Here is a 15,619-nt window from a genome sequence, read left to right on the forward strand (position 1 = left end):
GCCGGGAAAGGTCGCAATCGTCGCCGTCATGCGCAAGATGATCGTCATTCTCAACGCCAGAATGCGAGAGTATAGAGCAACGGCGCTTGACGCCTAACACCGTTGCTTTTTCTTTGCGAAATCCACATGCCGTCCGTCCGCATCGTTAATCTTCGCGATCCGGAAATTTCCTCTTTGTTAACCATGTTTTGAAAGGTTCGCTTAAGCGGGCGCCATTCTTCGGCGGTTCGACCGGAGCGATGAGCACGCTCGCAGCCTTCAAGAGGAAAGTCATGCCAGTCATCACATTTGCCAATGCCAAGGGCGGCGCGGGCAAGACCACCGCAGCCCTCATTCTCGCCACCGAGCTTGCGAGCCAGGGATACCGCGTCACCATTCTCGATGCGGACCCGCAGCGCTGGATCAGCCACTGGCACGAGATTTCCGGCCGTCAGCGCAACATCGCCGTCATCTCGGAAGTCTCCATGGGCTCCCTGCAGAGCCATATCCGCGAGAACCGCGCTGCCACCGACTATTTCATCATCGACCTTGCCGGCGCGCGCGATGCGCTCGTGGCGACGGCCATCGGCCTTTCCGACCATGTGATGATCCCGGTGCAGGGCTGTGCGATGGATGCGCGCGGCGCTGCGCAGATCCTTGAACTCCTGAAGCAGCTCGACGAGAAGGCGGGCATCCGCATCAACCATTCGGTCGTGCTGACGCGTATGAACTCGCTCGTCACCACCCGCGCCATGGCGGCGATCAAGGCGCTGCTCGCCGCCCGCGGCGTGACGGTGCTCGATACGCCGATCGGCGAGCGCACCGCCTTCCGCGATATCTTCGATTGCGGCGGCACGCTCTATTCGATGGACCCGGCGAGGGTCAGCAATCTCGACAAGGCGCGCGAAAATGCGCGGCTCTTTGCCGGAGAGGTGCTGCGTCTCGTGCCGGCGCGCCATCGGCCGGCGGGCGAGCGCGGGCTCTTCCGTACGATCCGGCGGGCGGCCTGAGCCCTCTGAAATTGACGAAAGGCAAGAACGGCTGCGACCAATTGCGCGGCCGTTTTTCATGCCGGAAGCGACGGTGGGGTAAGGAACAATTTACCACGCCTAACCTAATGATATCCCGTCAGAAAGCTATCCAATGAAGGCCAGGAGCCTTCGGCTGGACCCATGAAGGGTCGCGGGGATGGGCGTGCCGTGCGGCGCCGCCCTTCCGCTGGAGTTTTGTTGCTTTCTCCTCCGTTTCTCGCGTTGCCAGGATACCGCCCAGAATGAAGACTGCCTCGACCGCCAGCCCGAACCATGACATCGCGCGCCGTCTCGACTATCTCGGCCTCGACGAGGCCGCGCTGAAGCGGCTGCGCACCCTCAAGCCCTTCATCGAGAAGGAGATGGGGCCGGCGCTCGACAAGTTCTACGCCATCGTGCGCAAGAGCCCGGAGGTGAACCACCTCTTTTCCAACGACGCGCATATGAACCGCGCCAAGACTGCGCAGCTCGGCCATTGGGCGAACATCGCCGCCGGCGACTTCACCGGCGACTATGCGACGAAGGTGCAGACGATCGGCCATGTGCATGCGCGCATCGGTCTCGAGCCGCGCTGGTATATCGGCGGCTATGCGCTCATCGTCGAGCACCTGCTGACGGAAGCGGTGAGGTCGCTCTGGCCGAAGGGTGGGCTCTTCTCTCGCCAGGAAATCACGCCGGAAGAATTCGCCGCGCGCTTTTCCAGCCTGCTGAAGGCCATGTTCCTCGACATGGACCTTTCGATCTCGGTCTATCAGGACATGTCGGACGTCGCCAAGCAGCAGGCGGTGCAGGCGCAGGTCGTCGCCGAGGAGCGCAAGATCGTCAGCGACAGTTTCGGCGCCGCGCTGAAGCGCATTTCGGATGGCGACCTCACGGCCCGCATCACCGGCGCGCTGCCGGAAGCCTACGAAACGCTGCGCCACGACTTCAACCACGCCATTTCCACGCTTGCACAGGCTATCGGCAATATCGGTACCGGCGCCGGCTCGATCCACCTCAGCGCCCGTGAGATCGCCTCGGCCTCCGACGATCTCGCCAAGCGCACCGAGCGGCAGGCGGCGAACCTCGAGGAAACGGCCGCCGCCGTCGAGCAGGTGACGACGACCGTGCGCCAGACGGCGCAGAGCGCCAACGAGGCGAACGCCCTCGTCATGGCCGCGCGCGACAATGCCCAGCGCAGCGGCGAAGTGGTGGAAGAGGCGATCACCGCCATGGGCGAGATTCAGGCCTCCTCCGCCGCCATCGCCAATATCATCGAGGTGATCGATGAGATCGCCTTCCAGACCAACCTTCTCGCCCTCAATGCCGGCATCGAGGCGGCGCGGGCCGGCGAGGCGGGGCGCGGCTTCGCCGTCGTCGCTTCCGAGGTGCGGGCGCTCGCCCAGCGCTGCGCGGACGCGGCCAAGGACATCCAGAACCTCATCGCCAAGTCGCATGGCCAGGTCGAGGACGGCGTGCGCTCGGTGGGCGAGGTTGCCCAGTCGCTGCGCCAGATCGTTTCGCAGGTCGTGGAGGTCAGCTCGGTCTTCAACGCGATCCGCGCCAGCACGGCCGAGCAGGCGACCGGCCTCCAGGCGGTCAACCAGGCGGTCAACGCCATGGACCAGATCACCCAGCAGAACGCCGCGATGGTGGAACAGGCCAATGCCGCAAGCCAGGCCCTGACGGCCGAAGCGGCCTCCATCGCCGCCCAGCTCAGCGCCTTCCGCACCGGCGGCACCGCCCAGCCGGCGGAGAATTCCGGTTACACCCGCGCCGCCTGAACGAGGGTGAGACTTTAAAAAAGGCCGGGCAGCGGATTTCGCGCCCGGCCTTTTCGTTGGCCAAAAGAAAAGCCGGCCTTGCGGGCCGGCTTTCGATATCTGCTTGCGGGGAGACCTCAGTCGACGAATTCGACCGTCACGCCGGCGCTCGTCATCTTGGCGAGCTCGGTGGCGTCCCAGTTGGTCAGGCGGATGCAGCCGTGGCTCTGCGTCTTGCCGATCTTCGAGGGTTCCGGCGTGCCGTGGATGCCGTAGGTCGGCTTGGAGAGCGCGATCCAGACGGTGCCGACCGGGCCGTTCGGGCCGGGCTGAAGGGTGAGGATCTTGTCGTTGCCGCCCTGCTTGAAGTTGATCTTCGGATTGTAGGTATAGCCCGGATTGAGCGCGACGCGCTGGACCGTGACGGTGCCGGAGGGCGAGGGCGTGTCGGCCGAGCCGATACTTGCCGGATAGGCGGCGATCAGGGTGCCCTCCGCGTCATAGGCGAGAACCTGCTTGCGCGCCTTGTCGGCGAGGATCTTCGCCACCTTGCCGGTCTTCGCCCGGCCGGTATCCACGACCTTGACGATCGTGCCGGGAATGGTGAAGTCGACGCCCGGATTGATCTCCTTCAGGTAGGCCTCGTCCATGTGGAACTTTTCGGCCAGCATTTCGGTGGTCGAGGTGAAGGACATGTGGGGCAGGGCCGCCTTCTGGGAATAGTCGTCCGGGATCGCCGCCACATAGGGGCCGGCCGCGTCTGCGGCGCTGATCTCGTAGGTGGTGAAGGCCATGCCGCCGGAAAGGCGCAGGCGCTCCAGGATATCGTCGGCATTGTTCGGGTCGAGCGTTTCGCCCGTCGCATTCTGCCAGGCCTCGATCGCCTTGGTGACGTTGGAGCCCTTCCTGCCGTCGATCACGCCCGGCGAGAAGCCTTCGCGGTCCAGGAACACCTGAAGCGCGGTGACTTCGGCGGACGACATCTTGCCGAGCGCCTTGGCCGGCTGGAATTTCGGGCCGGGCACGAATTCGGCGTTCGGATCGGTATCGGCCGGCAGCGAGGCGGTGTCGCCCGGATTGTCGGAGAAATCGGGCAGGGGCTGCGAGGTGCCGAAATCGCTGCCCGGCAGGGGCTGGCGCTCGACATTGCCGTTGAGGCCGTCGCGCATTTCCGGCACGGAACTGGTCGTCAGGTCGTTGTCGTCGCTCGGTGCGGGCGGGAAGTAATCCGGGCTGGTCTCGGGATAGCCGCGGACCTCGCGATAACGGCCGCGCCGCGGATTGTAGTTGTCGCCGTCGCCGTAGTAGCGCGCGGCCGGCATGGCCGTGGCGACGATGTCGCCCCAGGAATCGACGAGGACCCGGCGGCCGCGATTGTCGCGCGCCCAGCGCACGCTGCCGTCGTTGGGAACGTAGTCCAGGATATCGCCGTCGGGGGAGACGAGGATGGTGTCGCGGGGCTGCTGGGCCTTTGCAGGCAGGACGGCGAATCCAAGGGCGGACACCGCTGCAAGGAGCGAAACGCTTGTTTTGAATATCGAATTCACGATTTTTGACCTGCCAGATTGCATATATCGCGCGGACGGAACACTTCAATTCAGACCTTAATATGGAAAAACTGAATCGATGGTGAACGTAAGGTCAACGCGAATGGCAAAAACTTGTGACCCGGCCTCCGGGTTCCGTGAGAAGAGGAGCGCGGTGCGGGTTCGGCCCTTGAGCATTTCCGCTTTTCCTCGAATCGCGGAAAACGCTCTAACTCTTTGTTTCATCGCGTTTGCGAACGCAAAACCGTTTCGCACTTTTGCCGGAAATGCTCTAGCATGCCGAGGTTTCATCCTGCCCGTCGGAGTCCCGATGACCTTCGCCCTTTCCGCCGATACGCCCGACCATTCCTTCCGCCTCGACCTGACGCCGCAATCGGCGCTCGATGTCGGCAGCGCGGTCTTTCGCGGCATCGACATCGCGCCCGGCTCGGCCATCCCGTCGGACGGCGATCCGCGCATCGACAGGGCGCTGCCGGGCTTCCTCTTCACCTGCGGGCCCGATCACATCCGCCATCCGGTGCCGGTGGAGGGGGCGGCGGACGGGCGGCGCTACCCGCTGCACGGATCGCTCTCCTCCCATCCGGCGCGGGACATCCTCATCGAGGAAGACGAGGGGGAGGTGGTCTGCGAGGGGCGGGTCGCTGTGTCGCTCGCCCATGGCGGGTCGGCCGATCTCGCGCGCCGCTGGCGGGCGGACCGGCGCACGGGGCACATCACCCTCGATGATGTCGTCACCAATACCGGCGGCAAGCCGTGGCCGCCCTTCGCCATGTACCACATCAATTTCGGCACCGGCCTCTTCGACGAAAGCACGCGGCTGACCGGCGCCATGCTGCCCGGCGGCCTGCCGTGGCGTTTCGACGAGGGGGACATGACGATCTTCTGCGTGCCGGCGGCGGAGACGGCCGAGCATGGCTGGGCGGAAATCGCCGTCGGGCCGATCCCCGCCCTCGGCGGGCGCAGCATGCATATCCGCTTCCGCACGGATACGCTGCCCTATCTACAGGTCTGGCGGAACCAGTCGCCCGGCTGCGCGGTGCTCGGCATCGAGCCGGTCTCGCACCGGCTCGCCTCCCGCGAGGAATTGATCGCCTCCGGGGAGGCGCCCGATTTCGCGCCCGGCGAGAGCGTCGGCTACGGGCTTGCCTTCGAGCTGCGGTAGGACCGATCGGCATTCAGCCCATGCCGGCCTGCAAACGGCGCTTTTCCGGGCTTCCGGTGCTCACGTACCGAAGTACGCTGCGCTCCGGATCCCGGAAAGGCACCATTTTCGGCTCAGCCTGAACTGAATGTCGATTGGTCCTGACACGATTGACGCTCCCGCGGCGCGGGCTTAAACGGTTTGCGCATCTCTTTCGAAAGGACACGTCCATGGATATCCGCGAGATCAACGACGAATATTCGGTTTCCGGCCAGATCACGGTCGAGGACCTCGACGCGATCGCCGCCATGGGCTTCAAGTCCATCGTCTGCCATCGCCCGGACCATGAGGAAGCCGGCCAGCCGGACTTCTCCACCATCGCCGCCCGCGCGCAGGAACTCGGCATCGAGACGGCCCATGTGCCGGTCGGCCCGATGGGCGTGACGGCGGAGGCGGTGCAGGGCATGGTCGACGCGCTCGACGAATTGCCGCGCCCGATGCTCGGCTATTGCCGCTCCGGCATGCGCTCGACCAAGACCTACGAGCAGACGCGGCATATCCGCGGGTGAGGAGTGGCGGGGAGGCGCTGCCCCTCATCCCGCTGCCGCGACCTTCTCCCCGCAAGCGGGACGAAGGGGCAAGAGGCGATGCCTCGCTCCCTCTTCCATGTTCATGATCTCGGGAAACCGGTCCCGCATATCCCTTCTCCCCGCCTGCGGGGAGAAGGTGCCGGCAGGCGGATGAGGGGCTTTCCAGCCCCGGGCCTCACTTTCCGCCGCGGATATCCGACAGGGTGCGCGTCGGCGTGATCGCTTCCGGGTCCAGCTTCACCTCGATGATCGACGGCTTGCCGCTGGCGCGGGCGCGCAGGAAGGCGGCGGCGAAGTCTTCCGTCTTCTCCACTGTCTCGCCATGGCCGCCATAGGCGACGGCAAGCGCCGCGAAATCGGGGTTGGTGAGGTCCGTGGCGCTGACGCGGCCGGGATATTCGCGCTCCTGGTGCATGCGGATCGTGCCGTAGATGCCGTTGTTGACGACCACGGTGATGATCGGCAGCTTGTAGCGCACGGCCGTCGCGAATTCCTGACCGTGCATCATGAAGCAACCGTCACCGGCAAAGCAGATGACCTCGCGCTCCGGGTGGAGTTGCTTGGCCGCGACGGCGGCCGGCAGGCCGTAGCCCATGGAGCCGGAGGTCGGGGCGGCCTGCGTGCCGAAGCGGCGGAAGCGGTGGAAACGGTGCACCCAGGTGGCGTAGTTGCCCGCGCCGTTGGTGAAGATCGTGTCTTCGGGCGTGTTTTCCTCGAGCCAGGCCATGATCGGTCCCATCTGGACCGCGCCGGGGCCTTCCATCGGCGGCGTCGACCACTTCAGGTAGCTTTCATGCAGGGCGGCGGTGCGGGCGGTCCAGCGCGGCGCGGTCTTCGGCGCAAGGCCGTCGAGTGCGGCGACGAAATCCTCCGGCGCGGCGCAGATCGCAAGATCCGGGCGGTAGACGCGGCCGAGTTCGGACGGGTCGGGATAGACGTGCACCAGCTTTTGCGCGGGGTAGGGGCTCTGCATCAGGCTGTAGGTGGAGGAGGGCATTTCGGAATAGCGCCCGCCGAGCAGCACGACGAGGTCGGCCTCGCGAATTTCCTTGCCGAGCGTCGGGTTGATGCCGATGCCGGAATCGCCGGCATAGTTGGGGTGCTGGTGATCGAACAGCATCTGGCGGCGGAAGGAACAGGACACCGGCAGCGACCAGCGCTCGGCGAAGGCGGTGATGCCCTTCACGCTCTCCTCGGACCAGCGCGTGCCGCCGAGGATGACGATGGGGCGCTCGGCCTTTTCGAGCAGGTCTGCCAGTTCTTCGACCTGCCTGCGGCCCGGATGGGCTTCGACAGGCATGTAGGGCTTCGCTTCGACCGTCTCGACCTCGTCCGTCAGCATGTCCTCGGGCAGCGCCAGCACGACGGGGCCGGGCCGGCCGGAAGTTGCGACGGCGAAGGCGCGGGTGATGAATTCGGGGATGCGGCGGGCATCGTCGATCTCGGCCACCCATTTGGCGACTTCTGTGAAGGCGCGGCGGTATTCCACTTCCTGGAAGGCCTCGCGCTCGCGCGCGTCGCGCTGCACCTGGCCGATGAAGAGAATCATCGGGATCGAATCCTGCCTTGCGATGTGCAGGCCTGCCGAGGCGTTGGTGGCGCCGGGACCGCGCGTGACCATGCAGATGCCGGGCTCGCCCGTGAGCCTTCCCCAGCAATCGGCCATCATCGCCGCGCCGCCTTCCTGGCGGCAGACGACGACGTCGATATTGGTGTCGTGCAGTGCGTCGAGCACCGCCAGATAGCTTTCGCCCGGTACGCAGGCGACGCGCTTGACGCCATTGGCTGCGAGGGCATCGACGATCAGCTGGCCACCGGTCTTCATGCGCTTTTCTTTCCTGCTTCGAGAGTTTCGAGTTCCGCCATGACGGCGTCGGTATGTTCGCCGAGCCGCGGGCTCGGGCGGTCGTAGACGAGCGGCGTGCCGGAGAAGACGATGGGCGTGCGCACGCCGGGGATGAGGTTTCCGTCGGCATCCGGCAGGTCGACGCGCAGGCCCCGGGCCTTCACCTGCGGGTCTTCGAAGGTCTCGGCGATGGAGTTGATCGGCCCGGCCGGAACGCCCTCGCGCTCGCAGGCCTCGAGGAGGTCGGCCTTGCTGATCGCCGCCGTCGCGCCGGTCACGAGGCGGCGCACCTCGCCGCGATTGGCGACGCGGGCGCGGTTGGTGGCGAAGCGCTCGTCGTCGGCAACACCGGCAAGCTTCAGGATGCCGCAGAGCTTGCGGAACTGCCCGTCATTGCCGACGGCGAGGATGATGTGGCCGTCGGAGGCCGGCACGACCTCGTAGGGCGAGATGTTCGGATGCGCGTTGCCGAGCCGGCCCGGGGCCTTGCCGGAGGCGAGGAAATTCATGTTCTGGTTCGCCATGACGGCGGACTGCACGTCGAGCAGCGCCATGTCGACATGCTGGCCCGTGCCGGTCTTCATGACATGGATGAGCGCGGCCTGGATGGCGCTGACGGCGTAGATGCCGGTGAAGATGTCGGCGATGGCGACGCCCGCCTTCATCGGCTCGCCGTCCGGCGCGCCGGTCACCGACATGAAGCCGGACATGCCCTGCACGATATAGTCGTAGCCGGCACGGGCGGCATAGGGGCCGTCCTGGCCGAAGCCTGTGATGGAGCAGTAGACGAGCTTCGGATGCTGCTTCGCGAGGCTCTGGTAGTCGAGGCCGTATTTGGTGAGGCCGCCGACCTTGAAGTTCTCGATCACCACGTCGGCCGTCGCGATGAGGCGATGGACGGTCTCACGGCCTTCCTCGGTCTTGAGGTCGAGGGCGATGGAGCGTTTGCCGCGGTTGGTGGAGTGGTAATAGGCGGCGGAAAGGTTCTCGCCGTCCTTGCCCGTCACGAAGGGCGGGCCCCAGGCGCGCGTGTCGTCGCCGCCGTCGGGGTTCTCGATCTTGATGACGTCCGCGCCGAGGTCCGCCAGCATCTGGCCGGCCCAGGGGCCCGCGAGAACCCGCGCCAACTCGATGACGCGGATGCCGGCCAGCGGCAGGTTCGACTTGTCCATCCCGTGCTCCCTCCAGGGCATTTCCAACACCATGGCGGGCGCGCGACGGTGCCCGCCGGGCGTCCCGGCCCGTTTTCCATTGGATAACAAAAAGCCGGAGGGCAGGATAGCGGGGTGCACGGGGGACATGATGACGGGTTCGACTGACTTGATGCCTGCCGCGTGCGCCTTGCGCGCCTTGGGTCAGATCGGTGTCGAAACCGTGGGAATGGTCGCCGTCTTGTTGATCTTCCGTTCGCGCCAGATGACGTAGAGGCCCGAGGCGATGATGATGGCGATGCCGAGCCATTTCACCGCATCCGGCAGATGGCCGAAGACCCACCAGCCGAGGATCGTCGCCGAGACGATCTCCAGATATTGCAGCGGAGCGAGCGTCGAGGCGGGCGCCGAGCGGTAGGCATAGACGCCGAGCACGCCGGCGATGGTGGCGGCGACGGCCGCGCCCGCGATGAAGAGCGTGTGTTTCACATCCGGCATGACGGGGGTGAGCATGGCGATGCCGGCCTTGCCGCCGACGATGAGAAGCATGCCGGCGAAGAGTGCGCCCCACAGGCCGGCATAGAACTGCATCGACCACGGGTCCTCCTTCTGCGCCACCATGCGGGTGAGCAGGAAGAAGAGGGCGAGCGAGGCGGCGGCCACCACCGGCAGGAGGGCGATGAGGCCGACTTCCTGCAGGCTCGGCTGGATGACGAGCAGCGAGCCGAGGAAGCCGACGCCGCAGGCCGTGTAGCGTCGCCAGCCGATGGTCTCCTTGAGGAAGATGGAGCCGAGGATGGTGAGGATGATCGGCTCGACGAAGAAGATGGCGATAGCATCGGCCACCTCCATGACGGCGAGCGGCGTGACGAAGCTGATCATGGTGATGGCCATCAGCAGGCCGCGGGCGGCGTGCAGGCCCATCTTCCTCCAGCTCACGTCGAACAGCGAGCCGCGCATCAGGCAGATCGGCCCCAGAACCGTCATCTGGAAGAGAAGCCGCACGAAGGTGATCTCCGTCGCCGGAACGGCGGTGACGGCGAGCTTGGCGAAAATGTCGATGATCGGCGAGATGAGCACCGAAAGAACCATGAGGAAGAGCCCAAGGCTCACCTCGTTGCGCAGCGGCGTTGCGGCGGTCGTGCTCATGCTTTTTCCGGTAGCCGGCGTCTTTCCTCGACAACCCGACGACACCAGCCGGCAAAGGCGTCGATGGCGGGATCGCGCAGCGCCGGGCTTTCGTTCAGCGTTTCGTGACGCATGCCGCGATAGACGATCGCGGTGACATCCTCAAGTCGTGATTTTTTCAACCGCCTTGCAAAGGCGTGTGTCGCGCGGCCATGGTCGGTCGCCGGGTCCTCCTCGCCGCCGACGAGGTGGATGGGCAGCGTCTTCGGCAGGCGCGCAAGGCCTTCCACCGAGGCATCGGCATAGGTGACAGTGAAGATGTCGAGCCACATCGACACATTGACGTCGAAGCCGCAGAGCGGGTCGGCGATATAGGCGTCGACCTCGCCCGGCTCGTGCGACAGCCAGTCGAACTCCGTCCGCCGGCCGGCAATGGCCTTGCTCCAGGCGCCGAAGGTGAGCCGCGGCAGGAGCCCGCTCGGCACGTCCGAGCCCTTCAGCATGCGCTCGGCCATCAGAATGGCCTGCGCCAGCCGTCCGGCAGCGCCCGGTTCGAGGTTGGAATTCCAGACGGCGAGCGCGTCGATGTCGGCTGGATGCGCCTCAGCGAAGGCGAGCGCCAGCAGGCCGCCCATCGAATGGCCGAAGAGCACGACCGGCAGGCCGGGATGCGCGCCGACGGCCAGGTCTCGCACGGCGCGCATGTCCTCGACGACACGCCCGATGCCGTTTCGCGGCGCGAACTGGCCGCGCGGCGCATCCGGCGCGGTGGTGCGGCCGTGGCCGCGATGGTCGTGGGCATAGACGTGGAAGCCTTCGCCCGCCATGCGGCCGGCGAAGGCCGCGTAGCGCGCGCTGTGCTCGGCAAGGCCATGGCTGAGAAGAAGAATGCCGCGCGCCTCGCCCCGCGCCGGCTCATGCCGCAGCGCCAGCGTCGCCCCGCTCGGGCTCTTCAGCGTCCTGAACTCTGAAAACACGGCACGTCCTCCCTCGGAAAGGTCAACGCGATTTGCGGGGGGAAGACAATGGGAGGTGGCATCTATTTTTCGATTTCCCGCCTGCTTCGCTATTCTTCGTGCGAAATCACCTGCCTGCCGAAGCTTGGGGCGCGGCGGCTGGGGACGGGGCTTTCGCTGATTGCCGCGGGCGGAGAATTCACCTACATAGCGGGCAAATTTGTCCGATCCGGAGCGCGTTTTCATGGCACGTCAGTTCATCTACCACATGTCTGGGCTCAACAAGGCCTATGGCAACAAGAAGATCCTCGAGAACATCCACCTCTCGTTCTACCCCGATGCCAAGATCGGTATCCTCGGCCCGAACGGCGCCGGCAAGTCGACGGTGCTGCGCATCATGGCCGGCCTCGACAAGGAATTCACCGGCGAGGCGTGGCTGGCCGAAGGCGCGACCCTCGGCTACCTGCCGCAGGAGCCGCAGCTCGACGCGTCCAAGACCGTGCTCGAGAACGTCATGGAAGGCGTCGCCCCCAAGAAGGCGATCCTCGACCGCTATAACGAGCTGATGATGAACTATTCCGACGAGACGGCGGAAGAGGGCGCGAAGCTCCAGGACGTCATCGACAGCCAGAATCTGTGGGACCTCGAAAGCCAGGTCGAGATGGCGATGGACGCATTGCGCTGCCCGCCGGGCGATGCGGGCGTCGAAAGCCTTTCGGGCGGCGAAAAGCGCCGCGTGGCGCTCTGCAAGCTGCTGCTCGCTCAGCCGGACCTCTTGCTGCTCGACGAACCGACCAACCACCTCGACGCCGAGACGATTGCCTGGCTCGAAAAGCACCTGCGCGAATATCCCGGCTCCGTGCTGATGATCACCCACGACCGCTACTTCCTCGACAACGTCACGGGCTGGATCCTAGAGCTCGACCGCGGCCGCGGCATCCCCTACGAGGGCAACTACTCCGCCTACCTGCAGGCCAAGGCCAAGCGCATGGCGCAGGAGGAGCGCGAGGAGGGCGCCCGTCAGAAGGCGCTGTCGCGCGAGCAGGAATGGATCGCCTCCTCGCCCAAGGCCCGCCAGGCAAAGTCCAAGGCCCGCATCAAGGCCTATGACGAACTGGTCAAGGCCGCGTCCGACCGCCGTCCCGGCGACGCGCAGATCGTCATCCCGGTCGGCGAGCGTCTCGGCAACGTGGTCATCGAGGCGGAGAACCTCACCAAGGCCTATGGCGACCGCGTTCTCATCGAGAACCTCACCTTCAAGCTGCCGCCCGGCGGCATCGTCGGCGTGATCGGCCCGAACGGCGCCGGCAAGACGACGCTGTTCCGCATGATCACCGGCCAGGAGCAGCCGGATTCCGGCACGATCACCGTCGGCGAGACGGTCGATCTCGGCTATGTCGACCAGAGCCGCGACGCGCTCGGCGCCGACAAGACCGTCTGGGAGGAAATCTCCGGCGGCAACGACGTGCTCAAGCTCGGCAAGCACGAGATGAACAGCCGCGCCTATTGCGGCGCCTTCAACTTCAAGGGCGGCGACCAGCAGCAGAAGGTCGGCACGCTCTCGGGCGGCCAGCGCAACCGCGTGCACCTCGCCAAGATGCTGAAGGGCGGCTACAACGTCATCCTGCTCGACGAACCGACCAACGACCTCGACACGGAAACGCTGGCGGCGCTCGAAGACGCGCTGGAAAACTTCGCCGGCTGCGCCGTCATCATCTCGCACGACCGCATGTTCCTCGACCGTCTCGCCACCCACATCCTCGCCTTCGAGGGCGACAGCCATGTGGAATGGTTCGAGGGTAACTTCGAGGACTACGAGCAGGACAAGATCCGCCGCCTCGGCGCGGATGCCGTCAATCCGAAGCGGGTGACCTACAAGCGCCTGACGCGCTGAGTGGGGGTAGGCGAAAGGATGGTGGGCGAATGCCCCTCATCCCGCTGCCGCGACCTTCTCCCCGCAAGCGGGGAGAAGGAGCATTGCCGCCCTGTTTTCCTTCCTTTTGGAAAAGCGTTGCCACAACTCCCTTCTCCCCACTTGCGGGGAGAAGGTGTCGGCAGGCGGATGAGGGGCAGCGCCCTTCCATCGTCGTTCACTAGCAAACCCCGGCTTGCCGGGGTTTTTCTTTATCCCTGTTGATGGGAAGATCGGCGGCATGGAATGGCTCTTGTGCGGCGTCGATTAATCGCATAAAGATATCTTTATGTCTTGATTGGAAAGATCATGGGCGAGATGCAGAAACTCGGACTGGACGATATCGTGGAGATCCTGAAGGCGGCGGGCGAGCCGACGCGCCTTCGCCTTCTCGCGCTGCTTTCGCATGGCGACCTCACCGTGACGGACCTCACCGACATTCTCGGCCAGTCCCAGCCGCGCATCTCGCGCCATCTCAAGCTCCTTGCGGAAGCCGCGCTCGTCGATCGTTATCAGGAGGGCGCCTGGGCCTTCTTTCGTCTCGGGCAGGGGGGCGTCGCCGTTTCGCTCGCCCGGCAGCTGCTCGACGCCATCGATCCGGCGGATGCGGTGTTCGCCCGCGACGACGAGCGGCTGCGGGCGCTGAAGCGCGTGCGCGCCGACAAGGCGCAGGCCTATTTCAGCCGCAACGCGGCGGAGTGGGATGCGGTGCGGCGTCTCCATGTCAGCGAGGCGGAGGTCGAGGCGAAGCTTGCGGCGATGATCGGCACCGAGCCGGTCGACGCCTTCCTCGATCTCGGCACGGGCACCGGGCGCATTCTTCAGCTTTTCGAAGGTCTCTACCGGCGCGGCGTCGGCGTCGATGCCAGCCGCGACATGCTGGCGGTCGCCCGCGCCAATCTCGACCGCGCCGGCATCACCAAGGCGTCCATCCGCCACGGCGACATCTTCAATCTGCCGCTGGAGCGCGACGAGTTCGACGTCGTGACGATCCATCAGGTGCTGCACTTCCTCGACGAGCCGGAGGCGGCGATCGCCGAGGCCGCGCGCATGCTGGCGCCGGGCGGCAGGCTCGCCATCATCGACCTTGCCCCGCACGCGCTGGAGCACCTGCGCGACGAGCATGCCCATATCCGCCTCGGCTTCTCCCACCAGACCATGTCCGAATGGCTGGAGCGGGCAGGGCTCTCCGTCGAGGAGGTCGTCGATCTCAAAGCCGCGCATCCGGATGCCGGTGCGCTCACCGTGACCATCTGGCTTGCCCGCGACCAGCGCGCGGAGGCGGCCGACCCCATTGCGATCCGCAGAAGGAGTTGACATGAAGCCGGCGACCGTCACGCCAGGGGGAAAGGCCCTTCGCCTGTCCTTCGAATTCTTCCCGCCCAAGACGCCGGAAGGCGAAAGCCAGCTCTGGGAAACGGCTGGCGCGCTTTCCGCCTATGATCCGGGCTTCATGTCGGTCACCTATGGCGCGGGCGGCACCACGAAGGTGCCGACGCTGGCGACGGTCGGCCATCTCCTGAAAATGGGCCTGCCGGCCGCCTCGCACCTTACCTGTGTCGGTGCGACGAAGGAGGAGACCCATGCCGTGGTCGCCGACTTCCAGGGTGTCGGCGTCAAGCATTTCGTCGCGCTGCGTGGCGACCCGCCGGGCGGCGTCGGCGCGCCGTACCAGCCGCACCCGGGTGGCTATGCCAATGCGGCCGAGCTCGTCGCGGGCCTGCGCGGCCTCGGTTTCGAGATCTCCGTCTCGGCCTATCCGGAAAAGCATCCGCAGAGCCCGGATGTCGCCGCCGATATCGACATGCTCAAGCGCAAGGTGGATGCGGGCGCGACGCGCGCGCTGACGCAGTTCTTCTTCGAGAACGACGATTTCGAACGCTACCTGGAGCGGGTCCGCAAGGCGGGCATCTTCATCCCGATCGTGCCGGGCATCCTGCCGGTGCACAATCTCTCGCAGGTCCAGAAATTCGCCGGCATGTGCGGCGCCACCGTGCCCGGCTGGCTGGCCGACCGCCTCGGCCCGGTCGACGACCGGCCGCAGGAGCGCGCGGCCGTCGCGGTGGAGCTGGCGATCCGCCAGGTGGAGGATCTCATCGCCCGCGGCATCGACGAATTCCACTTCTATACGATGAACCGGTCGACACTGGTCTCGGCGGTCTGCGACGGCGTCGGTTTCGCGAAGGCGGAACGCAGCCGTGCAGCGGGCGCTGCGGCCTGACGCCTTCTGAAACCCCTTCCTGAAAATGAAAATGCATGGCGCCGTCTCCGGGGCCATGCATTGCTTTGAATGGGTTTCGGCAGGGTTTCTCGATTTAGCCCCTGACCTTTCTGCTTCGCTTGTGCCGCCTCAGATGAAGATCATCGTCGCGACGAAGAGGAACGCTGCACCGATCATCAGAACATTCAAGGAATGTGTGAGTCCCATGGCTGACCTCCTTGCGTCTACGGTTCGATATTACGACCGAAAAAAGCGGGTTGGAAAGGTGTTTTGTTGCTGCGTTGCAACATCAGGCCCGCGCCGGACCGTTATTCACAATGCTAACCTGCTGAATTTCCTCCATTTTCGTACTCGCCACAAAAAAATCACAATCCC

At 65.5% G+C, this 15,619-nt stretch carries 12 protein-coding genes; 7 read left to right on the forward strand and 5 right to left on the reverse strand.

Going from position 1 to position 15,619, the window contains the following annotated elements:
• Nucleotides 1-272 precede the first annotated feature (272 nt).
• Together DSD28_RS08420 and DSD28_RS08425 are read left to right on the forward strand one after the other, a co-directional pair.
• Nucleotides 273-989: a ParA family protein gene (locus DSD28_RS08420; protein ID WP_119255956.1), complete on the forward strand. Its 717-nt coding sequence runs from the start codon at nt 273-275 to the stop codon at nt 987-989.
• A gap of 263 nt (nt 990-1,252) precedes the next feature.
• Entirely contained in the window at nt 1,253-2,773 is a 1,521-nt protein-coding gene (locus DSD28_RS08425; RefSeq protein WP_119255957.1) for a globin-coupled sensor protein, read from the forward strand.
• Between the two features lie 116 nt (nt 2,774-2,889).
• Here the strand turns inward: DSD28_RS08425 and DSD28_RS08430 are convergent, their stop codons facing one another.
• Nucleotides 2,890-4,257, reverse strand: a complete 1,368-nt coding sequence (locus DSD28_RS08430; RefSeq protein WP_432430851.1) for a L,D-transpeptidase family protein — start codon at nt 4,255-4,257, stop codon at nt 2,890-2,892.
• Between the two features lie 352 nt (nt 4,258-4,609).
• On the opposite strand from DSD28_RS08430, the gene DSD28_RS08435 reads away from it, so the two are divergent.
• Together DSD28_RS08435 and DSD28_RS08440 are read left to right on the forward strand one after the other, a co-directional pair.
• The gene (locus DSD28_RS08435) at nt 4,610-5,461 is read left to right on the forward strand and encodes a DUF4432 family protein (RefSeq protein ID WP_119255959.1); all 852 of its coding nucleotides are present in this window, start codon (nt 4,610-4,612) and stop codon (nt 5,459-5,461) included.
• Between the two features lie 209 nt (nt 5,462-5,670).
• Entirely contained in the window at nt 5,671-6,009 is a 339-nt protein-coding gene (locus tag DSD28_RS08440) for a TIGR01244 family sulfur transferase (RefSeq protein WP_119255960.1), read from the forward strand.
• Between the two features lie 196 nt (nt 6,010-6,205).
• Here DSD28_RS08440 and DSD28_RS08445 read toward each other — a convergent pair whose 3' ends face one another.
• The 4 genes from DSD28_RS08445 to DSD28_RS08460 form a co-directional block, all read right to left on the reverse strand.
• A complete protein-coding gene (locus DSD28_RS08445; protein WP_119255961.1) occupies nt 6,206-7,855 on the reverse strand; it encodes a thiamine pyrophosphate-binding protein in 1,650 nt (549 codons plus the stop codon).
• Entirely contained in the window at nt 7,852-9,048 is a 1,197-nt protein-coding gene (locus tag DSD28_RS08450) for a CaiB/BaiF CoA transferase family protein (RefSeq protein WP_119255962.1), read from the reverse strand. Before DSD28_RS08450 ends, DSD28_RS08445 begins: the two co-directional genes overlap by 4 nt.
• A 183-nt stretch (nt 9,049-9,231) precedes the next feature.
• Nucleotides 9,232-10,176, reverse strand: coding sequence for a DMT family transporter (locus tag DSD28_RS08455; protein ID WP_119255963.1), 945 nt, complete (start codon nt 10,174-10,176; stop codon nt 9,232-9,234).
• Nucleotides 10,173-11,132, reverse strand: a complete 960-nt coding sequence (locus tag DSD28_RS08460) for an alpha/beta hydrolase (protein ID WP_119255964.1) — start codon at nt 11,130-11,132, stop codon at nt 10,173-10,175. Before DSD28_RS08460 ends, DSD28_RS08455 begins: the two co-directional genes overlap by 4 nt.
• A 223-nt stretch (nt 11,133-11,355) precedes the next feature.
• Between DSD28_RS08460 and ettA the strand changes: the two genes are divergently transcribed.
• The 3 genes from ettA (at nt 11,356) to metF (ending at nt 15,244) form a co-directional block, all read left to right on the forward strand.
• Complete coding sequence (ettA, locus tag DSD28_RS08465; protein ID WP_119256372.1) at nt 11,356-13,005, forward strand: energy-dependent translational throttle protein EttA; 1,650 nt, start codon at nt 11,356-11,358, stop codon at nt 13,003-13,005.
• Nucleotides 13,006-13,332: 327 nt separating this feature from the next.
• Entirely contained in the window at nt 13,333-14,340 is a 1,008-nt protein-coding gene (locus tag DSD28_RS08470) for an ArsR/SmtB family transcription factor (RefSeq protein ID WP_119255965.1), read from the forward strand.
• 1 nt (nt 14,341) lies between these two features.
• A complete protein-coding gene (gene metF / locus DSD28_RS08475; RefSeq protein ID WP_119255966.1) occupies nt 14,342-15,244 on the forward strand; it encodes a methylenetetrahydrofolate reductase [NAD(P)H] in 903 nt (300 codons plus the stop codon).
• The last annotated feature ends 375 nt before the right edge of the window (nt 15,245-15,619 follow it).

It is taken from the genome of Shinella zoogloeoides, assembly GCF_003574625.1.
GTDB lineage: Bacteria > Pseudomonadota > Alphaproteobacteria > Rhizobiales > Rhizobiaceae > Shinella > Shinella zoogloeoides_A.